Origin of the sequence: Idiomarina rhizosphaerae, from assembly GCF_024159085.1 — a bacterium.
Lineage (GTDB): Bacteria > Pseudomonadota > Gammaproteobacteria > Enterobacterales > Alteromonadaceae > Idiomarina > Idiomarina rhizosphaerae.
Genome location: NZ_JAMZDE010000008.1, coordinates 430,304 through 453,934, shown reverse-complemented (window position 1 = coordinate 453,934; position 23,631 = coordinate 430,304). Strand labels below are relative to the sequence as shown.

Annotated in this window: 20 protein-coding genes; 13 read left to right on the top strand and 7 right to left on the bottom strand. The window is 47.4% G+C overall.

What is annotated here, in order from left to right:
* The first annotated feature begins 2 nt into the window (after positions 1 to 2).
* The 6 genes from NJR55_RS12520 (at position 3) to NJR55_RS12495 (ending at position 7,168) form a co-directional block, all read left to right on the top strand.
* Entirely contained in the window at positions 3 to 713 is a 711-nt protein-coding gene (locus NJR55_RS12520; RefSeq protein ID WP_253620257.1) for a DUF599 domain-containing protein, read from the top strand.
* Between the two features lie 12 nt (positions 714 to 725).
* On the top strand, positions 726 to 1,757 hold the full coding sequence (gene astE / locus NJR55_RS12515) for a succinylglutamate desuccinylase (RefSeq protein WP_253620256.1): 1,032 nt from the start codon (positions 726 to 728) through the stop codon (positions 1,755 to 1,757).
* Positions 1,758 to 1,914: 157 nt separating this feature from the next.
* Positions 1,915 to 3,102, top strand: a complete 1,188-nt coding sequence (locus NJR55_RS12510; protein ID WP_253620255.1) for a thiamine pyrophosphate-dependent dehydrogenase E1 component subunit alpha — start codon at positions 1,915 to 1,917, stop codon at positions 3,100 to 3,102.
* Positions 3,102 to 4,079: an alpha-ketoacid dehydrogenase subunit beta gene (locus tag NJR55_RS12505; RefSeq protein WP_253620254.1), complete on the top strand. Its 978-nt coding sequence runs from the start codon at positions 3,102 to 3,104 to the stop codon at positions 4,077 to 4,079. Before NJR55_RS12510 ends, NJR55_RS12505 begins: the two co-directional genes overlap by 1 nt.
* Before the next feature lie 12 nt (positions 4,080 to 4,091).
* The gene (locus NJR55_RS12500) at positions 4,092 to 5,672 is read left to right on the top strand and encodes a dihydrolipoyllysine-residue acetyltransferase (protein WP_253620253.1); all 1,581 of its coding nucleotides are present in this window, start codon (positions 4,092 to 4,094) and stop codon (positions 5,670 to 5,672) included.
* 440 nt (positions 5,673 to 6,112) lie between these two features.
* Positions 6,113 to 7,168, top strand: coding sequence for an endonuclease/exonuclease/phosphatase family protein (locus tag NJR55_RS12495; RefSeq protein WP_253620252.1), 1,056 nt, complete (start codon positions 6,113 to 6,115; stop codon positions 7,166 to 7,168).
* Here the strand turns inward: NJR55_RS12495 and NJR55_RS12490 are convergent.
* A complete protein-coding gene (locus tag NJR55_RS12490) occupies positions 7,158 to 8,051 on the bottom strand; it encodes a DMT family transporter (RefSeq protein WP_338034541.1) in 894 nt (297 codons plus the stop codon). The genes NJR55_RS12495 and NJR55_RS12490 overlap by 11 nt on opposite strands.
* Before the next feature lie 27 nt (positions 8,052 to 8,078).
* Positions 8,079 to 8,492 (bottom strand): DUF3293 domain-containing protein, encoded by a 414-nt coding sequence (locus NJR55_RS12485; RefSeq protein WP_253620250.1) that lies wholly within the window; start codon positions 8,490 to 8,492, stop codon positions 8,079 to 8,081.
* Positions 8,493 to 8,561: 69 nt separating this feature from the next.
* On the opposite strand from NJR55_RS12485, the gene NJR55_RS12480 reads away from it, so the two are divergent.
* Together NJR55_RS12480 and NJR55_RS12475 are read left to right on the top strand one after the other, a co-directional pair.
* The gene (locus tag NJR55_RS12480) at positions 8,562 to 8,975 is read left to right on the top strand and encodes a VOC family protein (protein WP_253620249.1); all 414 of its coding nucleotides are present in this window, start codon (positions 8,562 to 8,564) and stop codon (positions 8,973 to 8,975) included.
* A gap of 150 nt (positions 8,976 to 9,125) precedes the next feature.
* Complete coding sequence (locus NJR55_RS12475; RefSeq protein WP_253620248.1) at positions 9,126 to 10,421, top strand: methyl-accepting chemotaxis protein; 1,296 nt, start codon at positions 9,126 to 9,128, stop codon at positions 10,419 to 10,421.
* Positions 10,422 to 10,462: 41 nt separating this feature from the next.
* Here NJR55_RS12475 and NJR55_RS12470 read toward each other — a convergent pair whose 3' ends face one another.
* Positions 10,463 to 12,034 (bottom strand): AbgT family transporter, encoded by a 1,572-nt coding sequence (locus tag NJR55_RS12470; protein WP_253620247.1) that lies wholly within the window; start codon positions 12,032 to 12,034, stop codon positions 10,463 to 10,465.
* Positions 12,035 to 12,073: 39 nt separating this feature from the next.
* On the opposite strand from NJR55_RS12470, the gene rnhB reads away from it, so the two are divergent.
* The 4 genes from rnhB (at position 12,074) to NJR55_RS12450 (ending at position 16,722) form a co-directional block, all read left to right on the top strand.
* Entirely contained in the window at positions 12,074 to 12,700 is a 627-nt protein-coding gene (rnhB, locus tag NJR55_RS12465) for a ribonuclease HII (protein ID WP_275978111.1), read from the top strand.
* Positions 12,701 to 12,766: 66 nt separating this feature from the next.
* Positions 12,767 to 13,702, top strand: a complete 936-nt coding sequence (locus NJR55_RS12460; RefSeq protein ID WP_253620246.1) for an isopenicillin N synthase family dioxygenase — start codon at positions 12,767 to 12,769, stop codon at positions 13,700 to 13,702.
* 12 nt (positions 13,703 to 13,714) lie between these two features.
* Positions 13,715 to 15,520, top strand: coding sequence for a bifunctional metallophosphatase/5'-nucleotidase (locus NJR55_RS12455; protein ID WP_253620245.1), 1,806 nt, complete (start codon positions 13,715 to 13,717; stop codon positions 15,518 to 15,520).
* Positions 15,520 to 16,722, top strand: a complete 1,203-nt coding sequence (locus NJR55_RS12450) for a multidrug effflux MFS transporter (protein WP_253620244.1) — start codon at positions 15,520 to 15,522, stop codon at positions 16,720 to 16,722. Before NJR55_RS12455 ends, NJR55_RS12450 begins: the two co-directional genes overlap by 1 nt.
* A 5-nt stretch (positions 16,723 to 16,727) precedes the next feature.
* Here the strand turns inward: NJR55_RS12450 and NJR55_RS12445 are convergent, their stop codons facing one another.
* Both NJR55_RS12445 and fadE read right to left on the bottom strand, forming a co-directional pair.
* A complete protein-coding gene (locus NJR55_RS12445) occupies positions 16,728 to 18,296 on the bottom strand; it encodes an AbgT family transporter (RefSeq protein ID WP_253620243.1) in 1,569 nt (522 codons plus the stop codon).
* Between the two features lie 103 nt (positions 18,297 to 18,399).
* Positions 18,400 to 20,853, bottom strand: a complete 2,454-nt coding sequence (gene fadE / locus NJR55_RS12440) for an acyl-CoA dehydrogenase FadE (RefSeq protein ID WP_253620242.1) — start codon at positions 20,851 to 20,853, stop codon at positions 18,400 to 18,402.
* 147 nt (positions 20,854 to 21,000) lie between these two features.
* Here fadE and NJR55_RS12435 point away from each other — a divergent pair, with 147 nt between their 5' ends.
* Positions 21,001 to 21,753: a DUF3108 domain-containing protein gene (locus NJR55_RS12435; RefSeq protein WP_253620241.1), complete on the top strand. Its 753-nt coding sequence runs from the start codon at positions 21,001 to 21,003 to the stop codon at positions 21,751 to 21,753.
* Positions 21,754 to 21,925: 172 nt separating this feature from the next.
* Here NJR55_RS12435 and purN read toward each other — a convergent pair whose 3' ends face one another.
* Positions 21,926 to 22,564, bottom strand: a complete 639-nt coding sequence (gene purN / locus NJR55_RS12430) for a phosphoribosylglycinamide formyltransferase (protein WP_253620240.1) — start codon at positions 22,562 to 22,564, stop codon at positions 21,926 to 21,928.
* Entirely contained in the window at positions 22,564 to 23,619 is a 1,056-nt protein-coding gene (gene purM / locus NJR55_RS12425; protein WP_253620239.1) for a phosphoribosylformylglycinamidine cyclo-ligase, read from the bottom strand. Before purM ends, purN begins: the two co-directional genes overlap by 1 nt.
* Positions 23,620 to 23,631: the final 12 nt, after the last annotated feature.

Sequence of the window (23,631 nt, the reverse complement as noted above, 5' to 3'; positions counted from 1 at the left end):
ACATGTTGCTGTCGCTTCTTGATCTTGCCGCATTGCTATTTTTCTTTTTCTGCTGGATAGGCTATTCATTGTTTGCCCGCAAACGAGCCCGAACCACGCATTGTCTGTCGAGTATTCTATGCTCGTTAAGAATTGACTGGTTTACCACTGTCATGCACAAAGAAAATCAAGTTGCTGACGCGTCACTTATTGGTAATGTCGAGAGAACTGTAACTTTTTTCGCCTCCTCTACCATTTTAGTTCTGGCTGGTGTGCTGACAGTCTTAGCGCATGCTGATGAAGTCGTGCTGGTGCTAAACGAAATCCCCATGAGCCCCGCGAGCAGTTCATCTCTGGTGCAGTTTAAGTTGTCAGTGCTGGCGCTTATTTTTATCTACGCTTTCTTTAAGTTTACCTGGTCTATTCGTCAGTTCGGCTTTGTGTCTGTACTGCTGGGAGCTTCCGTTGAGTATCATCAGGGCAATAAACCAGAAGAAGAGCGTCGGCGTTTTGCTATGCACGCGGCAAAAGTGCTGGATCAGTCCGGGCATGAGTACAATAAGGGTCTGCGCACATATTATTTTGCTTTGGCATATTTATCCTGGTTTCTGCATCCCGTCATCTTAATTGCTTCAAGTGCGGTGGTTGTCGCAGTGCTTTATCGTCGTGAATATCGTTCACGAGTATTACGTGAATTGTTGGCAACGAAAGGCTATGTGCCGGGAAAAAAATAATAGGAGAAGGTTGTGAATAAGGTATTTTCTGATTTTCTGGCCTGGACTCGTGAACATGAGTGGGGTTGTGACGAGAGTTATGACTTAACATTGAGCAATGGCACAAAACTGTCCGTCTGGGATAGCGGGGTGTTAGAAGTTTCGCCGGCTAATCCGGGACACAAGGATATTGTGTTATCCTGTGCTGTGCATGGCAATGAAACGGCTCCTATCGAAATATGCCGGGATATCATTAACGACATTATTGATGAAAAGCAGACAGTAACGCACCGCACGCTGTTTTTAATTGCAAATCCAGCCTCAATTAACAAAGGTGAGCGGTTTGTTGAAGAAAATATGAACCGGCTGTTTAGTGGCGAGCACAGTAAAGGCAGTACGCAAAATAAAGAACGCGAGCGTGCAGCAAAGATAGAAAACTATGTAGAGCGTTTCTATCAATCGGCCCCGGAAGGATCCCGCGAACGGTTTCATTATGACTTACATACTGCCATTCGAGACTCAAAACGTGAGAAATTTGCGGTTTATCCGTTTACTCACGGCGCACCTTACAGCCGCCAACAGCTCCAGTTTTTGCTGGCTTGTGGTGTTGATACGGTATTATTAAACCAGGCACCGACAACGACATTTTCATATTTTAGCGCACGCCAGTTTAATGCTCATGCGTTTACTGTTGAGCTAGGGAAAGTTCGTCCCTTTGGCGAAAATGACAGGGCGAAGTTTGCCGCAGCGGAAGCCACTTTACGCAACTTAATTTCGCAAGCTGAGCAGGATTTTGGCCCTTTTGAACCGGAACAGCATTTTGTGTTCAAAGAAGCGCAAACCATTAACCGCACACAACCTGACTTTGAGCTAAACTTTGCGGATGATGTAGCTAATTTCACCTCTTTTAATAAAGGGGAGATACTAGCCTGGGATGGTGACAAGGCGTGTTACGCGCAGCATGACGGTGAACATATTATTTTCCCTAATGCCAAAGTGGCGCTGGGGCACCGGGCGTTATTAACTGTGGTTAGAGTACCTACAGAATCGCTCGATTTAGTCTGAAATTATTGAGCCTAAGTTACCGAACTTTGTTAAGACTGTTCGTTTCTATTTACACTTAGCGCACTCAGTTTTCATTAGGGTGTGGTTTGCATGTCACTTTACGTAAAGGTAAAGTAGCGGCAATTTCCAACCCAGCTTAAAACCGAAAGAGAAGGTTATGGTCAAGGATAAAAAACACGACACAGAAATTGTGACGAAACCGAAATGGTTTGATAAAGACTCAGTCACAATTCCAATGCTGCAAATCTTGAAAGAAGATGGCAGTTTTCATAAAGATGCGGACATGCCGAAGTACGATAAAGAGCTGATCGTGAAAATTCACGACACCATGCAATTTATCCGTATTCTTGATGAACGCATGATTGCCGCACAGCGCCAGGGCCGTATCAGTTTTTATCTGGCCTCACGGGGTGAAGAAGCCGAAAGTGTGGCGTCTGCTGCCGCGCTGGATGCTGGTGATATGATCATGGGGCAATACCGTGAGCAGGGTGCATTAGCTTACCGTGGCTTTACGGTTGAACAGTTTATGAACCAGCTGTTTTCTAACGAAAAAGACTTAGGTAAAGGCCGCCAAATGCCGGTTCACTACGGTTGCGCTGACTTGAACTTTATGACCATTTCCTCACCCTTAGGAACGCAAATTCCTCAGGCGACTGGTTATGCGTTTGGTCAGAAAATGGATAAAACCGAGAAGTGCACTATCTGTTACTTCGGTGAAGGTGCTGCCTCTGAAGGTGACTTCCACGCCGCCTTGAACATGGCATCGGTTTATAAAGTGCCGGTCATCTTCTTCTGCCGTAATAATGGCTACGCTATTTCTACACCGGCGCAAGGCGAACAGTATGCCGGTGACGGTATCGCCCCGCGTGGTATTGGCTATGGCATGAAGACCATACGCATTGACGGTAACGATGTTTTCGCTGTACTAAAAGCAACACAGGAAGCTCGTCGTCTGGCAGTGGAAGAAAACGAACCTGTTTTAATTGAAGCCATGTCTTATCGCATGTCTGGTCACTCGACCTCGGATGACCCTACTGGTTACCGTACGCGTGATGAAGAAGCTGGTTGGCAGGCGAAAGATCCGCTTGAGCGTTTACAGAAGTGGATGATGAACGAAGGCTGGTTGGATAAAGACCACGTTGAAGAACATCACGCTGAAGTGAAGGCTAAAGTTCTGGCGGCGTTAAAAGAGTCAGAAAAAGTACCGGTCCCGCACATTGATGAACTGATCAATGATGTTTACGACGAACCGACTGACATGCTGAAAGAGCAGTTAGACGAGTTAAAAGAGCACATCCGTAAATACCCGGATGCCTACAGTAAAACGTCGGGGAGACTGGACTAATGGCTAAAATGAATTTATTACAGGCCATCAACAGCGCGCTAGACCTGGCGATGGCTAAGCATGACAATGTATACAGTTTTGGTGAAGATACCGGTGGCTTTGGCGGTGTATTCCGCGCCACTTCAGGCTTGACTGAGAAATATGGCAAGCACCGTAACTTTAATACTCCATTGGTTGAGCAGGGGATTATTGGTTTTGCTAATGGCCTTGCTTCACAAGGCAGTTATGCCATTGCCGAAATTCAGTTCGGCGACTATATTTTCCCGGCGTTTGACCAAATCGTGAACGAGACGGCTAAGTTCCGTTATCGTTCAGGTAATGAGTTCAACGTGGGTGGTTTAACCATTCGTACTCCGTACGGTGGTGGTATCGCGGGTGGTCATTATCACTCGCAATCTCCGGAAGCCTATTTTGCGCATACACCAGGTATTAAAATTGTGACGCCTCGCAACCCTTACGAAGCTAAAGGGTTATTGTTGAGCGCCATTTTTGATAAAAACCCTGTCCTATTCATGGAGCCTAAGCGGTTGTACCGCGCCTCAACAGGTGATGTTCCGGAAGAAGAGTACACCATTCCATTAGGCAAAGCGGACGTGGTCAAAGAAGGTAGTGATATTACCGTTCTTGGCTGGGGCGCACAGATGGAAATGATTGAAAAGGCGGTCGAAAAATCTGAAGAAGACGGTGTTTCGTGCGAAGTGATTGATTTACGTACCATCTCTCCGTGGGACGTTGAAACCGTTACTCAGTCAGTTTTGAAAACCGGTCGTTTGGTGATCACGCAGGAAGCACCGATTACCGGTGGTTTTGCCAGCGAAATAGCGGCAACGGTTCAGGACAAATGCTTCCTGTATCTGGAATCCCCAATTGGTCGAGTGTGCGGTATCGACGTGCCGTATCCGCTATGTCACGAGAAAGAATACATGGCTGATCACTTGAAGATTTATGAAGCGATCAAACGCTCAATGAACTACTAAGGACCCATCGACATGAGTAAAGATTTTATTCTGCCCGATATCGGCGAAGGGATCGTAGAGTGTGAAATCGTTGAGTGGCTGGTTGCCGAGGGCGACGAGGTCAAAGAAGACCAACCGGTGGTTGAGGTTATGACCGACAAAGCCATGGTTGAGATCCCGGCCAAAGACGATGGCGTTGTGGAAAAGCTGTATTACCAGAAAGGTGATATTGCGAAGGTTCACGAACCGTTGTTTGCGATTAAGCCAGCTGATGGATCTTCTGACGAGGCACCTGCCAAAGAAAAAGACAGCGCGCCTGCTAAAAAAGAAGAGCCAAAAACAGAGGAAAAACAGACCTCAAGCAGCGGTGATACAACTGACTTTATTTTGCCTGATATTGGCGAAGGTATTGTTGAATGCGAAATCGTTGAATGGCTGGTATCTGAAGGCGACGAAGTGAAAGAAGACCAACCGGTTGTTGAAGTCATGACGGACAAAGCAACGGTTGAAATTCCGGCTAAAGACGACGGTACCGTGGTCAAGCTGTATCACAAAAAAGGTGATATTGCGGAAGTACACAAGCCGCTGTTTGCGTTGAAGCCAGTTGGTGGTGTTCAGTCTCCTGGTTCAAATGCTCCACAGAGCCATGTTGACCCCGACTCTAAGACCTCGCCTTCGAATTCTAAAGCAGAAGCTGAGCCACCAGCGAAAGCGCGTCAGGGCAAAGCAATTGCCAGCCCGGCAGTGCGTCGATTGGCTCGCGAGAGTGATATTAACATTGCCGAAGTGTCTGGTTCAGGTAAAAAAGGCCGGGTTCTGAAGCAGGATATTAAAGACTATAAATCGGGTGATCAGAAGTCACAGACTACAGCTGACAGCAAGCAACCGGAAAAAGCTACTGCTAGCGGTGGTACTCGTACTGAAGCGATACGTGGTGTGAAAGCGGCCATGGCTAAGCAAATGATGCGCTCGGTCAGCACGATTCCGCATTTCACTTACGCTGATGAGTTTGATGTTACTGATTTAATCGCATTGCGTGAAAAGCTAAAAGAGCAATATAAAGAGAAAGGCATTCGTTTAACTGTCATGCCATTCTTTATCAAAGCTCTTTCGCTGGCACTGAAGGAATTCCCTGTGATGAATGCACAGGTGAATGAAGACTGTACTGAGATCACTTACTTTGATGATCACAATATTGGTATGGCCGTTGATACCAAAATTGGTCTGTTAGTACCTAACGTCAAACAGGTGCAAAACAAGAGCATTATCGATGTAGCCAATGAAGTGACTCGTCTGACTCAGGCATCGCGGGAAGGCAAGTTACCGCAAGCTGATATGAAAGGCGGTACCATCAGCATTTCAAACATTGGCGTTATTGGCGGTACGGTGGCAACACCTATTATCAATAAGCCGGAAGCGGCGATTGTCGCTTTAGGTAAAGTGCAGGAACTGCCACGCTTTGATGCTAACGGTAACGTGGTTGCCCGTAAGATAATGACGGTAAGCTGGTCAGGCGACCATCGCATTATCGACGGCGGTACCATTGCCCGTTTCAACAAACTCTGGCAGGAATACCTCGAAGACCCAACCAGCATGCTGGTAAACATGGTCTGAGATAAAGACAGAGCCAGAAACAAAGAGTTAGGCTAAGTTAAGAAACACGCCGTGAACCCGTCCATGGGGGCTTGGGTGACGCCATCCTTGGCGTCACACAGTTTCTTAACTTACACCTAACTCTTTTTTGTTTCTGGCTCTCTAATCCCGAGCTAATAAGGTACTTTAATAAAGCTAGAAGTTCCTACGGATAGTGAGTGTAGCGCCAGGAGTTAAGCCCCTCTGATACAGGAGTGTCGAAGGCCATGGATGGCCTTCGTCAAGCCCTCATGGATGAGCTCGTCGCGTCTCCTGTATCAGAGGGGCTTAACTCCAAACGGAGCGCAGTGTCCGTAGTAGCTTAATTTCCAACAGACTTTAACAAGCTTTAACACTTCGTTCCTCGTTATTCTGCTTAGCTGTGCTATGGTTTTCTTATCTGAGAAGCATTGAGAGCCAGCATGTTTGAAATTATTTATCTTTCCTTGGCGGTATTACTCTTGGTGCTCACTCTTGCGCCGTTATCGTGGTCGCAGGTTTGGTGGGTGCGGGGGCTGGATTTTCCGCGTTTTCAGCTGTCGGTATTGTTAGGTGCTTTACTGATTGTGGGGCTGATTGTTATACGTGACTGGAGTTCTCATACTGCGGTGGCATTGGGCATTCTCATCGGTTGTCTGGTATGTCAGCTTTGGTGGGTGTTGCCTTACACTTTCCTTTTCCCCAGGGAAGTCGAAGACGTTGCCGAGGGTAGTGACGGAACGCACCTGCGGATCATGACGGCTAATGTGCTAATGCCAAATCATAACAGTGGCGGCTTGCTTCATTTGGTGCGGGATTTCACTCCAGATGTACTAGTAACTCTTGAATCTGATTCCTGGTGGCAGGAACGGTTGGATGTTCTTGAGCCGGATTATCCATATACGGTAAAGGTGCCATTGGATAACCTTTACGGTATGCATGTCTATTCCCGTTTGCCGCTGTCTGATGTCAGTGTCGAGTATTTAATTGAAGACGATAAGCCTTCGGTGCATTGTTTTATTGAATTGCCCTGTGGGCAGAAGGTAAAAGCGCACTTTGTGCATCCTGCGCCGCCTAGTCCTACTGAGAATGAAGAGTCGAAAGAGCGTGATGCTGAACTTGTTTTAGTTGCGCGCAGGGTGGAGCCGGAAAAATTTCCGACTTTAGTAACCGGTGATCTCAACGATGTCGCCTGGTCCCGAACTACGCTACTTTTCCGTAAAATGAGTGGCTTGCTGGACCCTCGTGTTGGGCGAGGGATGTTTAATACTTTCCACGCGGAATACTGGTTTGCCCGTTGGCCGCTGGATCATATATTCCACAGCCACCATTTTGGTCTGGTTTCAATGACTCGCCTACCTGGGTTTGGGTCGGACCACTTTCCCTTACTGACGGAACTTGCATTAGCACCGGGTGACAGCAGTATTAATAATGGTCCGTCGCCGGATGAAGATGACAAAGAAGCCGCTGATGAGATTGTGAATAAGGCTATGGCTTAAGCTTACGCCGAAAGTGAATACGTTGAACTAACAGTCCGAAAATAATAAGCATAAGCCCAACTAGCGTACTTGGATAAATGGTTTCGCCAATCACGACCGAGAGCAGCAACAGCGAGATAAACGGCGAAACAAAAATTAAGTTGCTGATAAGTGCCGTATTGGTGGCTGTTTTCATGGCTTTTAACCAGAATAGAAAGGTTATTCCCATTTCAAATAGTCCTACGTAACTTACCGCTGCCCAGCCTTGCCAGGGTATTGCAGACCAGTCACTCCATATCAGGCTGGCGACAATAAGTATGGGTAAGGCTAAGCCAAAAGAAAGTACCAAGCTAACAACAGAGTCGGCGTTGCGGCGTGTATTCAGGATCCAGTAGCCAGCCCACAAGAAAGTGGAAATTAACGCCAGCGTAACGCCCCGGGGGTCACTGAAACTAAGCTCCAGCACATTACCTCGTGTGGCAATAACCAGTACTCCAAAATAACCTAAGGCGCAGGCAATCCAGTCGCGTCGGCGTATGCTTTGTTTTAAAAACAGAGCGGCCATAATGCTAAGGGCAATGGCCCAGGTGTAATTAAGTGGTTGAGCTTCGGAGGCTGGCAGCAGTTTATATGCCTGAAAAAGCACCAGGTAATAAATAAGTGGATTAATAAGGCCCATAAGCAGGTAATACAAGGGCATTTTACGTAGCTCAAGTATCAGCTCTGAGGTTTTCTTCTGAATAAGGCAGACCAACGCTAAAATAACGAAAGAAACACTACTGGCAGCAGTAACCATCTGCAATGGTGTCATGTACTGCAGGGTTATTTTGAATGCGGTAGCCACCGTTGACCATAAAAGCACGGCGATGATCGCATAAACAAAGGCTTGTTTATCAGCGGCTATGGTGTGATGGCATGGTGACCCCTTAACTCATACGTCGATGAGTACTGCTGCTTGTTGGTATTCAATCCAGACCAGCGCATTTTGCTGGTACTCTCGTGCCAGGTCAATGGCTGTTTGTTGGCTGAGACCTAAAACCATAAAGCTGGCTTCCGGCGGCCATTGTTTGTCACGGTCCAGACCTTCTCCTGAAAAACAGTAAAACTCAGTCATTTGTTCTAAACGAGTCGCTAATTGTCGGTTTCTGCTTTTATTTTCGGTGTTTGCAAGCAGTTGGCTTTGTGGGTTACAAGCTGTGATAAAGGTGCCTGCAGTGTGACCAAGACGCTCGCATAATCGATCAAAATCTGTGTTTTTCCGTCCAATGGCCAGAATGATTCGTTGTTTACCTACTCTGAACTCATAATCGGTATTTTTGTAATGCGTTAGCAGCTCTTTATCCATGCTTTGACCGCCTAACCAATGTTGATTACAGTGTTTAAAAGAGTTTAACGTTAATAGTGAAGAGGTGCCATGAACCCAAGTATTAGTGTGATCACTTTAGGTGTTGATGATCTGAAACGTTCTTTGACGTTTTATCAGGACGGCCTGGGTTGGGAAACCGATGGCATTATTGGTGAAGAGTTTGAGCATGGTGCCGTGGTTTTCTTTAAATTACCCAGTGGGCTCAGACTGGCTTTATGGCCGCGTACAAGCATTGCTGCTGAAATGGGCGTTGAAGTTGCCCGTGCAGCGAATGAAGTATTGTTAAGTCATAACGTTAATTCGCGCAGTGCGGTTGATGAAGTTATGGTGGAAGCGGAACGGGCAGGGGCCGATATTCTTAAACCTGCAAAGGACTTGTTCTGGGGTGGCTACGGCGGTTTCTTTAAGGATCCAGATGGGCATATTTGGGAAGTAACCTGGAACCCTGCCTGGAGTGCATAGCAGAAAGTAAAAAAATCCATAAGCGAGTCATTGATATATCTAGATTTATCTGAATTTCCACTCAATAAAACGCTCACAAATGATCCTGAACTATTTTGCTGAGCGTATCTTCTCATATTATTTTTTATTTATTATGAGTAGGAAAGCCCCATGTTTGGCTCAAAAATGAAGTATCAGCTCGCACAAACCCATAAAGAGCTGAGTGAATACGAGCAACTGATAAACGCCATTGACGGTAATATCGCCCGAATTGATTTTACTCCTCAAGGTTACATCATAAATGCGAATAACTTGTTTCTAGAAGCTATGGGTTATCGGCTTGACGAGATAGTATCAAAGCACCATAAAATCTTTTGTGATAACAACTATGGGGCAAGCACAGAGTATCAGAACTTTTGGAAGCAGTTGGCGCAGGGGCGGTCTCACCATGGTCGCTTTAAGAGGTTCTGTAACAATGGGAATGTAATATGGCTGGAGGCTTCTTATTTCCCGATTAAAAATTCAGAGGGACAGGTCGAATATATAACTAAAATAGCGAAAGATGTGACTCGCGAAGTTCTGGAGTTAGAACATCAGGTCGCTGTTAGTACTGCAATTGATAAGTCTATGGCAACCATAGAGTTCTCCCCTTCGGGTGAGATTCTTCGTGCCAATAAGAACTTTTTAGACACAATAGGTTACCGGGCAGATGAAATTAAAGGGCGTCATCACAGTTTGTTTTGTGAACAGGCGTTTTACGATGAAAACCCCAATTTCTGGAAAGAGCTGAGTAATGGTCAGTTTAAAACAGGGCAATTTAAACGCCTGAGTAAGCATGGAGAGGCGATTTGGCTTGAAGCCAGCTACAACCCCATTTTCGATGAAAATGGGCAGGTGACAAAAGTTATTAAGTTTGCCAGTGACGTAACGGCCAGCGTGGTTAAAGCTCAGCAAACAGCAGAAGCCGCTTCGGTGGCTTATTCTACTTCGCAGCAAACGGCTGCTATCGTCAGAGATGGAAAAGCCTCAATTGAGGTTTCTGTAGAAACCTCGAATGAGATTTTGTCGAAAAGTAATAAGACAGATGCGGTGATAGAGCAGCTTCATGAACAGGCTCGCAGCATCGAGGATATTGTGAAAACGATTAACGGTCTGGCAGACCAAACGAATTTATTGGCGTTGAACGCTGCTATTGAAGCGGCCAGAGCCGGAGAACATGGACGAGGGTTCGCTGTTGTTGCAGATGAAGTGAGAAATTTGGCGTCACGGACGACACAGGCAACCAGTCAAATTTCCGGTGTTATGGAACGCAGTTCTGAGGTTTCTCAGGCTATATCGACATCGATAGATGATATTCAAAAGATGGCTGAACTCAGCAAAGAGCAAATTGAAAAAGTAAAAAGCTTGATAGAAGAGATAGATGAAGGCGCGACGAATGTCGTAAATGCGGTGAGCCACCTTTCTTAAGGTGACTCACGCGTTTTTCATAGGAGTTTACACTTAGACATTTAGCCCGCAGGGTAAACGTAATTTGCCTGGATACCCAGAGGAAAACCAAGTGTCCAGTAGAGGATAAGGAAGGCAGACCATAGTATTAATAGCGCTACGGTATAGGGCAGCATCATTGCAACTAAAGTACCTATGCCTGTGCCTTTAACATAACGCTGGCAATAAAGAACGACCAGCGGGAAGTAAGGCAGCAACGGCGTAATAATATTACTGGATGAATCACCGACTCGATACGCCGCCTGGGTTAAGTCGGGTGAATAACCTAACTGCATTAGCATAGGCACAAAAATAGGCGATATCAGCGCCCATTTAGCCGATGCTGAACCTACAAATAAGTTAATAAAGGCGACCAGGAAAACAATTCCGACCATGGTAACACCGCCTGACAGCTCCAGACTGGCCAGGAAATTAGCCCCTTTAACGGAAATTAACGTACCCAGTTGAGAGTCGCCAAACGCTTTAATAAATAAGGCACAGAAGAACGCCATAACCATATAGTAGGCCATGCCTTCCATTGACTTAGTCATTGCGCCGATAACGTCCTGCGAGTTGGTGAAGTTACCGGATACATAGCCGTGAACAATGCCCGGAATAATAAACAGTAAGAAAATGAGCGGTACAATCATACCCATAAGAGGTGCTGAGTAAGATGCCAATTCACCGGTTGCCGGGTCAGCCAAAGGAGTATTTTCAGCCGTTGCTGAGAAATACAACAGAGCCAAACCTACCGCCATGGTGATCACGCCAGCATAGAACGCTTTGCGGTCACGTGGAGAAACATCGTCTAGCGCAGGCATATCTTCGGCGTCACCATCAATTTCGGCACCGCGTAAACGAGGCTCTACAACCTTGTCGGTCAGGAACCAGCCAATGGCTACGACGACAATTGAAGAAGCGGCTGTAAAGTAATAGTTATTCAGTGGATTTAACTGCATGTCAGCGTCAATAATTTGCGCGGCACTTTCAGTAAAGCCCTGCAGCAAGGGGTCTATTGCCGAAGGCACAAAGTTGGCACTGAAACCACCAGAAACACCAGCAAAGGCTGCGGCAATACCGGCTAGCGGATGTCTGCCGGCCGCGTAGAATATAACGCCACCCAAAGGAATAACCAGAACGTAGCCGGCATCAACTGCCGTATGACTGACTATAGCAACCAGAATCAGCACTGGCGTCAGCAACATTTTGGGCGTAACGTTCAGCATTAATTTAATGGCGACATTAATAAAACCTGATCGCTCGGCTACACCGACACCCAGCATGGCAACCAACACAACACCTAAGGGAGCAAAGCCCATGAAGGTATCGACCATATTAGCAAGAAAGGCTGCCATTTCGGTGCCACTCAGTAAGTTGGCAACGCTAATTGAGTCACCCGTTAATGGGTGCTTTTCATCAAAACTCACGCCGGACAACAGCCACGACATTACCCAGACAATAATTAATAAGCCAAAGAACATGACGGCCGGATCGGGCAGCTTATTACCTACCTTTTCAACGCCATCTAAAAGGCGATTTAGCAGACTGTCCGGCTTATCTTTTTGCGAATGGTCTGGTTGTGGAGATTGAGCCATGGTGAAACCCCTGATTGTTATTTTATTGGTCTAATTATTATGCGCAGGTATCATAACCATTATTGTAAGGTGGAACAAAGCGAACAAGGTGAAAAAGTGTCAATGATTTGTGGTACAGATGAAGCGGGGCGCGGGCCTATCGCCGGGCCGGTTGTGGCAGCGGCTGTCATTTTAGACCCGGATAACCCAATTGAAGGGCTTAACGACTCAAAAAAGTTGAGCGAGAAAAAGCGTGAAAAACTGAGTCTGGAAATAAAAGAAAAGGCACTCTATTGGTCTATTGCTCAGTCTGATCCCGACGAAATAGAAGCCATTAACATCCTGTGGGCGTCGATGAAAGCGATGCAGCGAGCCGTGGAAGCACTTCCGGTCAAACCCGATATGGTGCTGGTGGACGGTAACCGGGTGCCTGAGTTGAATGTTCCGGCAAAAGCCATTGTTGGCGGGGATGCCAGCGAACAGTGCATTGCGGCTGCTTCAATTTTAGCGAAAGTGGAGCGGGACAGGCAGATGCTCAAGTGGCATGAATTGTACCCACAGTATGAATTTGATAAGCACAAAGCTTATGGTACGCCCAAGCACCTGGAATTATTAGAAAAACACGGGCCTTGTCCTATACACCGTAAAGGCTTTAACCCGGTTAAGCGGCTCCTTGCTAACTTGTGATTTAACCCGAAAATTCATACAATAACGGCCTATTCAATAAGCTCTTTCAGGAAGTTGGAATTCACCATGCAGTCTATCCCGCACGTTGATATGCGCCGTTATCAGAATGATTTTGATGCTTTTACTCAAGATGTCGGTAATGGTTACGAAAAATACGGTTTTATTGCCTTAACCCAGCACGGCGTCGATACCGCGCTTATTGAACGGGCACTGGATACCTGTCGCGAATTATTTGCACTACCTGAAGATGTAAAAAAACAATATCACCGCCCGGGTCAGGGCGGTGCCAGAGGTTACACGCCCTTTGGTACTGAAGTAGCTAAAGACGCCAAACATGTTGACTTAAAAGAGTTCTGGCATGTGGGTCGTGAAATTGAAGGCGAGCCGCCGTACCCGCAGCTATTGCCAAACGTCTGGCCACAAGAGTTGCCTAAATTTAAAGACGATATGCTGGCTATTTATGCGGCTTTGGATAACCTTGGTAATCAGGTGCTGGAAGCTCTGTCCGTTTATCTGGGTCAGCCGAAAGATTTTTTCCGCAACAAAGTGAATAACGGCAATTCAATTTTGCGGCCTTTACACTATCCACCTATTATTGATGAAGATACGCCATCGGTTCGTGCTGGTGCGCATGAAGACATTAACGTTCTTACGCTCCTGGTAGGGTCGCGTGAACCGGGGTTAGAAGTGTTGGCGAAAGACGGTACCTGGGTGCCGGTTACGATTATTGAAGGTGCCATTATTTGTAACGTAGGTGACATGCTGCAGCGCTTAACGAATCATGTGCTGCCATCGACAACGCATCGGGTGGTTAATCCACCTGCACCATTTAATGAAAAGTCGCGTTACTCAATACCCTTCTTTTTACATTTTAATCCGGATGTGATGATCACACCGCTGGAAAGCTGCATTTCGGATGAAAATCCGCAGCGAGATGAACCTATTACAGCGGATGACTATCTAATGCAGCGCTTACGTGAAATTGGTTTGATAAAAGACTAAAAGGAACAGCTGGTGAAAACAGGCGAGTTTAATCTAAAACGCATAGTTCGGGGTGTGGCTGCTGTCACTGTTTCTGCTTTATTAATCAGTTGCGCAACTGCTCCGCAGGAGCCTGAAAGCAACGAGTTTCGGTTGACGTTGTTGCACATTGACGACCATCACTCTAATTTGGACGCCAAGCGGCAAACCTTAGTGTGGGGAGAACAGGAATGGCAAGTTGAAGCCGGCGGTTTCCCTCGTGTTGGCGCGCAAATCAAAAAGCTACGTGCGGCTAACGAAAATGTACTGACATTGCATGCTGGTGACGCTCTGACAGGCAGCTTGTATTTCACCTTGTTTGGTAGTGAAGCCGACGCCCGCATGATGAACAACGTCTGTTTCGATGCCTTCACTATTGGTAACCATGAGTTTGACACCGGCGATGCCGGACTGGCCGAGTTCCTGCAGGAATTGGGGACTGAAAGTTGCCCTACCGTGAAGCTCGGAGCCAATATTAAGCCTAAAGTCGGGCAGTCGCCGCTGACCCCTGACCGCGAGTGGCAAATGTTTAAGCCGTACACCATAGTTGAGCGTGGTGGGGAAGAAATAGCCATTATTGGTCTGGACATTGCCAGTAAAACCAAGAAGTCATCGCAGCCCGATGAATCTACCGAGTTTTTAGATGAGTTAGAAACGGCTCGTAAGTATGTAGCTGAGGTTGAGCAGCAGGGTATTGAGAAGATAGTGCTGCTGACGCACATTCAATACGAGCGGGACAAAGAACTGGTACAGCAGTTACCGGGTGTCGATATTGTCATTGGCGGTGATTCGCATACGCTGTTAGGCGACTTCAGTGATTTCGGCATGGAGTCTGACGGACCTTATCCAACCGAACTGACCAATGCTGACGGCGACAAAGTTTGTATTGGCCATGCTTACCAATATTCATTGGTGGTTGGCGAGATGCAGGCCGTATTTGAAGGTGACAAAATTACAGAGTGCGGCGGACGTCCGCATTATCTTCTGAGTGACGACATTCAGGTCAGCGACGGCATTGTGACCACTTACGAACCAATTAAAACCGCACTCAAAGCAAGTGGTGTATTCAGTTTTGTCGAACCGGATCCGGAACTACAAAGCATGTTGCAGGAGTATCAGGGCAAAGTTGAAGACTTTTCTGCAGAAGTGCTGGCGCAGGTGCCACAGCAAATTTGCAGTCAGGAAATTGATCTGCCGAGACGCGATGGTTGTGCTGACATAATAAGTTCTGGTGCTCACCGTCTGGTTGCTGAAGCTTTCCTGAATTCAGTGCCGGAAGCCGACTTTGCTATTCAAAATGGTGGTGGTGTTCGCTCTGGTATTAGCCAGGGAGACTTCACCGTGGGTGACGCTTTCAATGTACTGCCTTTTGCGAATACTCTGGTTAAGCTGGAACTGAGCGGTTCTGAGTTCAAACAGACAATGGAAGAAGCGCTGGCCTATTCCATTTCTGATGGTGGCTCAACCCGAGCTTACCCCTATGGTGCCGGTATTCGTTATTCGGTGGACTTAACCAAAGAAAAAGGCAGCCGTGTGTCTAACCTGCAGGTGTGGGATAAAGGCAGCAAAAGCTGGCAACCAATGACCGCCAGAGCCACCTACGTGATGGTGACAAACAGCTTTATTGCGGGCGGCCAGGACGGTTATGACACCTTTTATCGAGTCAGTGAGCGCGGACGTGCCCGCAATACGGGAATAGATTATGCTCAGTCACTGGTAGATTATGCCAGAGAGCAAAAGGTTCTGAAGCGTCCGCAAGAATTTGCCACGCAGTCGTATGTTCCTGTGGGAGATAAATAATGGCTCGACCATTCGAGCCAGCCCCTGTTTCCGATAACGCCAGATTCGATTTTATAGTTGTTATTCTGGCGTTATTGACGGCCTTTGCGCCACTTTCCATTGATATGTACCTCCCGGCTTTCAGCGCTATTGCGTCGGACTATGCGACCGATACACACCACGTTGAACTGTCGCTGACAGCATTTTTCTTCGGTCTTTTTATTGGGCAGCTGCTTTATGGTACAGCGACCGATAAATTTGGGCGTAAGAATCCGCTTTATATCGGTTTGGCTATATACGTGGTGACATCCATTGGCTGTGCTTTTGCGCCGGATATTCAATGGCTTATTGCTTTACGTTTCCTGCAGGCTATAGGGGCTTGTGCCGGTATTGTTATTGCCCGGGCTGTGGTGCGTGATTTGTATACCCCGCAGGCTTCAGCTCGCGTGTTTTCGTTCCTGATACTGGTAATGGGAGTTGCACCTATTCTGGCGCCCCTGTTTGGTGCTTATGTAACGGAATGGATGGGGTGGCGTGCTCTGTTCTTAATTGTCGCCGGTTTAGGTGTGGCCTCCGCCGTGACTATTCACTTTGTGTTGCCGGAAACCCGCGGGCGCCGTTATGACGTGCGTATGAGAAATACCGGTAGCACTTACTGGGCAGTTTTGCGAGATCCCTCATTCCTGCGTTACTCGTTAACGGGTGCCATTGCTCAGTCGGGCTTGTTTGCCTACATCACAGGTTCGCCAAAAATGTTTATTGAGGTTTTTGGTCTTGAGCCCATGCACTACAGTTGGCTGTTTGGATTAAACGCTATTGGTATTATTGGCTTTTCGCAGCTTAATGGCTGGTTACTGAAATACCACTCCTCACGCAAGATCCTCAATGTTTCCTTACCGATATTGGCCGTGGTGTCCATTGTAATGTGCGTTATGGCGTATTTTAATGCCGGCTTCTGGGGAATATTGCTGCCGTTATTTGCCTATATTTCGACTTTAGGCATGGTTTTCCCGAACGCTATGGCAGGGGCTTTGGCTGAACAGAAAGAACGCGCAGGTTCGGCGTCAGCCGTAACCGGTAGCTTACAGTTTTTAATTGCGGGTTTGGTTTCTGCCGGGGTCAGTCAGGCAGGTTCGTTTACCGATTATGCCATGGCCTGGGTCATTGGTGTGGCCGGCTTACTCGCGGTAATTGCATACCGCGTAATGCGCCGGCCAGAATAAGCTTTTTAGTTATAATAAGTCGGTGCGGCTGGTCCAACAGGGAATCCAAAGACAAAGACCCAAAGGAAGAAAAGCATCGACCAGCCAACAAAGAAGAACATGGAGTAGGGCAACATCATGGCAACCAGAGTGCCAATACCTAAATCCTTCTTGTATCGAGCCGCAACGGCCAATATTAAGCCAAAGTAACTCATCATTGGGGTAATAACGTTAGTGACTGAGTCACCAATGCGGTACGCCGCCTGAATGACTTCCGGCGAGTAGCCAACCAGCATCAGCATCGGCACAAAAATAGGGGCGGTAATAGCCCACTGTGCAGAAGCGGAGCCCAGCATCAGATTTACAAAGCCGCAGACCATAATGAAGAACAGGAAAATGATAGGACCGGTCATGCCAATATTGGTCAGGAATTCTGCACCATTAATGGCAAAAATAGTCCCGAAATTAGTCCACTTAAAGAAGTTAACGAATTGCGCCGCAAAGAATACCAGCACAATATACATACCCATAGTACTCATGCTGTGCGACATCGCGTCGATAACATCACGGTCGTTTCGCATGGTCTCAACCGTGCGACCATAGACGAAGCCGGGAATGGCGAAAAAGAAGAAGATGTAAACAACTACGCCTTTCAGGAAAGGTGAGCCTTTAACATCACCGGTTTCCGGGTGACGTAAAATACCCCATTCAGGTACAACGGTTAATGCCAGAATACCGGCCAGAACCAGAACGCTTAACCCCGCGTAAATTAACCCTCGTTTTTCCTGTTTGCTCAGAGGGTCCATTGACGATTGATCGGACAAATCAATAGAGGCTTCGTCTTTGTTGTATTTACCGAGTTTAGGTTCGACAATTTTGTCGGTTATAAACGCGCCCATAATGGCAATTAAGAAGGTGCTGACCATCATAAAGTACCAGTTAGCTTCAGCGCCAACGGTATAGGCTGGGTCAATAATTTTAGCTGCTTCTTCGGTAATACCCGACAGTAAAGGGTCTACTGTACCAATTAGCAGGTTGGCACTGTAGCCTGCAGAAACCCCGGCAAAAGCGGCCGACAAACCGGCTAGAGGGTGACGGCCCAGGCCGTAGAAAATCATGGCAGCAAGTGGTACCAGAACAACATAGCCTAGCTCGGCTGCGGTGTTGGAAATAACACCGGCAAAGACAATGGTTACCGTTACCAGGCGCGGCGGAGCTTTCATGACCAGCCCACGCATAGCCGCAGAAATTAAGCCGGAGCGCTCAGCAACACCAACCCCTAAAAGAGCAACCAATACAGTCCCTAAAGGCGTGAAGCCGGTAAAGTTGGTGACCAGATTAGTGACAATGCGTTGTATTCCCTCAGCATTCAGCAAGCTGACAGCTTTGATAACGGTTTCGCCGTCTCTGGGGTCTACTGCGCTGACGCCAAAATAAGCGGCGATGCCACTAATGAAAATAATGAATAAGCAGAACACTGCGAATAGGGTAATGGGGTGGGGTAACAGGTTACCAAGCCACTCAACGCCGTCGAGAAAACGGGTAAACCAGCCTCGTTTGCTGGTCGCGTTATAGTCATTATTGGGAGACTGCATAACTCGCGCCTTTATTATAAGTTTTAGACCAGCGCGAGATTCTAGCATAAAAAAACGGCGCCGCTGAAATCAGGGGCGCCGTTTGTAGGTTAACCTTCAGCTGTTATGCAGCTTCATCTTTCTTAAGGTTTTTCAGGGCATAATCGAATGCTGCCTGACCGGCTAATAAATCTTCCGGAGCAAAGTCGTCAACGTTAATGGTACGTAAGCGACCAACTTCCGTGCGCTCAAGCAGAGCAACTTCGTCGTCACTCAATACACCCAGCTCTTTACCTTTAGCGGCTAACTGGTCTAACTGAGTAAAGCTGAAGCGTTTACCGGCTGCTTTACAAACTTTGTCGTACAGTGGCTCTGCGGCAATCACGTTTTTCAGGGTTTCTTCAAGGAAACCAAAGTGACCTTCAGGGCTCAGGAACTGGCCTTCGCCTAAACGTGTACGAACGTCGTTTGGTGACATCAGCATACGGGCAATTTCATGATCATTTTTATCTGTAGGACGTTTAGCAATACGGCCTAACGGATACATGACGGCGCGCATGAAGCTACCAACACCGCCAAAGTTCGCCAGCATTTCCAGCTGTGCTTCCTGTAACTTATGCAGAGTGTCCTGCATAGCCCAGTGAACTAACGGCAAGTCTTCTTTAATGCGACCCTGGTCATGATAACGCTTCAGCACACAAGAACCGATGTACAGGTAGCTGAGCATGTCACCTAAGCGCGCAGAGACTCGTTCCTTGCGTTTAAGACTACCACCCAGTTTACCCATAGCAATGTCTGACAATAATGCCATGTTGGCACTGAAGCGGTTCATCTGCTGGTAGTATTTACGGGTTTCGTCGCTAGCCGGAACAGAGCTCAGGCGGTGACCACCAAAACCATAGAACAGTGAACGAACAAAGTTACTGATGGCAAAGCCAATATGACCAAACACGGCTTTATCAAATTTCTTCAATGCATCCGGGCCTTTTTCAGCCGAAGCTTCCATTTCTTTCAGAACAAATGGATGGCAACGAATAGCGCCCTGACCGTAGATCATCATGCTGCGGGTAAGGATGTTGGCACCTTCTACAGTAATGGCAACCGGAACACCCTGGTAACCGCGGCCAAGGTAGTTATTCGGACCTAAACAGATACCTTTACCACCATGAATGTCCATAGCGTCGTCCATACAGGCACGCAATTTCTCGGTCATGTGGTATTTGGCAATAGCACCAATAACTGAAGGTTTCTCGCCTAAGTCAATACCTTTGGTGGATAACATAGTCACCGCATCCATCAGGTAAGCGTTACCGGCTATGCGAGCCATTGGCTCTTCAACACCTTCCATTTTACCAATAGGTAATTTGAACTGACGGCGGATGCGTGAATAAGCCCCGGTTGCCAGAGCAATGGATTTAATACCACCAGCGCTGTTTGACGGCAGAGTGATTGAACGGCCAACTGACAGACATTCAACCAGCATACGCCAGCCTTTACCGGCATTTTTCTGGCCACCAATAATGTAATCTAATGGAACGAATACGTCGTTACCGCGGATAGGACCGTTCTGGAACGGTACGTTCAGCGGGAAGTGACGGCGACCGATTTCAACACCTTTGGTGTCACGAGGAATAAGCGCACAGGTAATACCCAGCTCTTCTTCTTCGCCAATCAGGTTGTCAGGGTCGTACATTTTAAAAGCCAGACCTAATACGGTAGCTACTGGCGCTAAGGTGATGTAGCGCTTATTGAAATTTAGTTTGATACCGACAATTTCTTCGCCGTTCCATTCACCTTTACAAACCACACCTGAGTCAGGAATAGCACCTGCGTCAGAACCGGCTTCAGGACTGGTTAGTGCGAAACATGGAATTTCGTCACCGCTGGCTAAGCGAGGCAGATAATGATCCTGCTGTTCTTTGGTACCATAATGCTGTAACAGTTCGCCCGGACCTAATGAGTTAGGTACGCCGACGGTTGAGGCCAGCACGGTACTGACACCGGCAAGCTTCTGCAAAACACGAGACTGCGCGTAGGCAGAAAACTCCAGACCACCGTATTCTTTCTTGATGATCATGGCGAAGAATTTCTCGTCTTTCAGATACTGCCAGACGTGCTCAGGCATGTCTGTTAACTCGTGGGTTACTTCCCAGTCGTCCAGCATTTTGCAGACTTCTTCACACGGACCTTCTAAAAAGGCTTTTTCTTCAGCCGTTAACTCGGCTTTAGGTACCTTATGAAGTTTTGACCAGTCAGGGTCTCCACTGAATAAATCGCCGTCCCACCAGACAGTACCGGCTTCCAGTGCGTCACGCTCGGTGTCAGACATTTCTGGCATTACTTTGCGATATGCGCTAAGAATAGGCTTAGTCAGCAGGTTTAAACGAATTGGTGCTATGTTAAGCGGAACCAGAACAATTGCCAGAATAGCCCAAAGCACCGGGCCAACAATGTCGATTGCGCTACCAATAGCGAACATAATAACCAGACCGGCGCTGAACATAGCCAGGCTGGCTCGTTTGTAGATTAATGCAGCCGCGACTATAACAGTAGCGACAATCCAAAGTGCAATACTCATAATGTAATACTCCGATTTGGAGGTCTGACCAGTGATACTGTGCAAGTTAGATCAACCGGAGTATATTTTCAAGGAAAAATTGAACGGGCGTTTGAATTTTGTTGTCAATATAAACGTCCAGTAGTGAACAGAAGGGGAGAAGTGAAAGTGAAAAGGACCGTCAGTTGGCTGGTATCCAGCGTATTATTAAGTGGTTTGGCAATGAATACTGCTATCGCAGATAGTCAGGGGAACGCCGAGCAACCCATCGAACAATCAATGAAACCGTATCAGGCTGACTATGTGATAACGCGTGGCGACAGCGAATATGGTGAAGGTTATCGTTACCTTGAAGTGTCGCCTGAGGATGAATGGCAACTGCGAACAAAGTCCGATATTTCCTGGTTTATTTTGTCGGACACCCGTGAAGCTCGTTCGGTGTTTATTGTAGATGAAGAGAATAGCCGACTGGAGCCTCGCGAGTTTATTTACATGAGAACCGGGACTGGATCGGATAAGTCCTTTCATGGTGAATTCAAAGCAAATGAGAAAAAGGTTCGTAATGTCGATACCGGCCGCATGCTTGATGTGAACTGGGAAGGCGCCTTATTCGATGAGGCCAATGTGACCGAACAGTTGCGGATTGATTTGGCCAACGGCGCTGAAACGTTCAAGTACCGGGTGGTTGATGAAAAAGGTCAAGAAGATGAGTACCGTTTTGAAGTATTGGTTCGGAATCAGCAATTATCTTTACCTTACGGTGAGGTTGAAGCAATAAAAGTAGGGCGTATAAGGGATAATAACCGGCGCCAGACCTTTTTCTGGTTCGCGCCGGAGCTAAACTACGTGATGGTTAAAATGCAGCAGTTTAAAGAAGGTGACGAGCAGGCCACCATGTCACTGAAAAGCTTGTCTATGTAATCTTGTGCTTAAGCGATCTGGCACTTATGTAGCCTGACATTCATGTCAGGTGAGATATCAAACCGAGAAGCATTACCTAATGCATCAGGTAATATATCGAACCCAACTTAAAATCTAACGTATTGGGTAATATATTGGACATTGGACCTGACATAAATGTCAGGCTACGCAATTATTCGGTTGCGTAGCCTTGAGAGCCAAGGACTTCGCCGTCCAATGTAACGCGGCCGCCTTGCAGCTTCAGACGCTCCTGACAAAACCAGTTAACCACAAGCGGATAAATACGGTGTTCCTGCTCGTGCACGCGAGCCTGAACCTCTTCCACTGTGTCGCCCTCAAAAATAGGTACTTTAGCCTGCAATACCACCGGGCCACCATCGAGTTCTTCTGTCACAAAATGCACACTCACACCGTGTTCGATATCGCCCGCGTCTAATGCCCGCTGGTGCGTATTCACACCTTTGTATTTAGGCAGCAGTGACGGGTGAATGTTGAACATGCGGCCTTCATAGTGGCGTGTAAAATCACCCGTCAGAATGCGCATAAAGCCGGCCAGAACCACTAAATCGGGCTGGTAACTGTCAATCAGCGACTTCAGTTCAGCGTCATAAGCTTCACGCGAGTCAAACTCTTTGTGGCTGAGCACTTCGGTGTTAATGCCTTTAGCGGCCGCCTTCTCTAAGCCTTTAGCCGAGGCTTTATTGGAAATAACCGCAACCAATTCACCGGCGACTTTTCCATCTTCGCAGGCCTGTTGAATGGCCTGCATATTACTACCGGTGCCTGAAATTAGTACAACAATACGCTTCATTAGTGAGTCTCGTCGGCCAGAATGTCGACTTGCTCTTCACCTTCAGCTGCGTTGGCAATACGGCCAATTTTCCAGGCGTCTTCGCCAGCATCGGTCAGAATTTGAATGGATTTATCTGCTTGCTCGTTGGGAACCGCAATAACCATACCCACACCACAGTTAAAGGTGCGGTACATTTCTTTCATGCTGACATTGCCGTTTTCTTTTAACCAGTCGAAGATAACTGGCCAGTCCCAGCTGTTACCATCAATAACAGCTTTACTACCTTTAGGCAGTACGCGAGGGATGTTTTCCCAGAAACCGCCGCCGGTAATATGTGACAAGGCGTGTACCGATACGTGTTTAATCAGCTCAAGAACCGACTTAACGTAAATGCGGGTAGGCTCTAATAAATGGTCAGCCAGTGTTTTGCCCTGTAAATGAGATTCTAGATCAGCACCGCTCACTTCAATAATTTTGCGAATAAGCGAGTAACCATTTGAATGAGGACCACTGGATGCCAGAGCAATTAACGCATCGCCGTCGGCGACTTTGCTGCCGTCAATAATTTCAGATTTTTCGACCACACCCGTACAAAAGCCGGCTAAGTCATAATCGCCGCCTTCGTACATGCCCGGCATTTCTGCGGTTTCGCCGCCGATGAGCGCGCAACCTGACTGCTCGCAGCCATCGCCTATACCGGCAACCACATCGGCTGCTACGTCAACGTCCAGTTTGCCCGTTGCATAGTAGTCGAGAAAGAACAACGGCTCAGCGCCTTGTACAATAAGGTCGTTGACGCACATAGCAACCAAATCGATACCAACACCGCGGTGGCGTTTAAGGTCTATGGCTAAACGCAGCTTGGTACCCACACCGTCGGTTCCGGAAACCAAAACCGGTTGTTTATAACCCGCCGGGATTTCACACAGAGCACCAAACCCACCAATGTTCCCCATGACTTCAGGCCGGTGCGTGCGCTTGGTAACGCCTTTAATACGTTCAACCAATGCATTACCAGCGTCAATGTCGACGCCCGCGTCTTTATAACTTAAAGAAGGTTTTTTATCGCTCACAGAATAATCCCG

Coding starts and splice junctions, on each gene's coding strand:
- NJR55_RS12510 (WP_253620255.1), top strand. CDS start 1,915: ATGGTCAAGGATAAAAAACACGACACAGAAATTGTGACGAAACCGAAA.
- NJR55_RS12480 (WP_253620249.1), top strand. CDS start 8,562: ATGAACCCAAGTATTAGTGTGATCACTTTAGGTGTTGATGATCTGAAA.
- NJR55_RS12485 (WP_253620250.1), bottom strand. CDS start 8,492: ATGGATAAAGAGCTGCTAACGCATTACAAAAATACCGATTATGAGTTC.
- NJR55_RS12505 (WP_253620254.1), top strand. CDS start 3,102: ATGGCTAAAATGAATTTATTACAGGCCATCAACAGCGCGCTAGACCTG.
- rnhB (WP_275978111.1), top strand. CDS start 12,074: ATGCGCAGGTATCATAACCATTATTGTAAGGTGGAACAAAGCGAACAA.
- NJR55_RS12470 (WP_253620247.1), bottom strand. CDS start 12,034: ATGGCTCAATCTCCACAACCAGACCATTCGCAAAAAGATAAGCCGGAC.
- purN (WP_253620240.1), bottom strand. CDS start 22,564: ATGAAGCGTATTGTTGTACTAATTTCAGGCACCGGTAGTAATATGCAG.
- NJR55_RS12475 (WP_253620248.1), top strand. CDS start 9,126: ATGTTTGGCTCAAAAATGAAGTATCAGCTCGCACAAACCCATAAAGAG.
- NJR55_RS12495 (WP_253620252.1), top strand. CDS start 6,113: ATGTTTGAAATTATTTATCTTTCCTTGGCGGTATTACTCTTGGTGCTC.
- NJR55_RS12445 (WP_253620243.1), bottom strand. CDS start 18,296: ATGCAGTCTCCCAATAATGACTATAACGCGACCAGCAAACGAGGCTGG.
- NJR55_RS12450 (WP_253620244.1), top strand. CDS start 15,520: ATGGCTCGACCATTCGAGCCAGCCCCTGTTTCCGATAACGCCAGATTC.
- NJR55_RS12520 (WP_253620257.1), top strand. CDS start 3: ATGTTGCTGTCGCTTCTTGATCTTGCCGCATTGCTATTTTTCTTTTTC.
- NJR55_RS12500 (WP_253620253.1), top strand. CDS start 4,092: ATGAGTAAAGATTTTATTCTGCCCGATATCGGCGAAGGGATCGTAGAG.
- fadE (WP_253620242.1), bottom strand. CDS start 20,853: ATGAGTATTGCACTTTGGATTGTCGCTACTGTTATAGTCGCGGCTGCA.
- NJR55_RS12460 (WP_253620246.1), top strand. CDS start 12,767: ATGCAGTCTATCCCGCACGTTGATATGCGCCGTTATCAGAATGATTTT.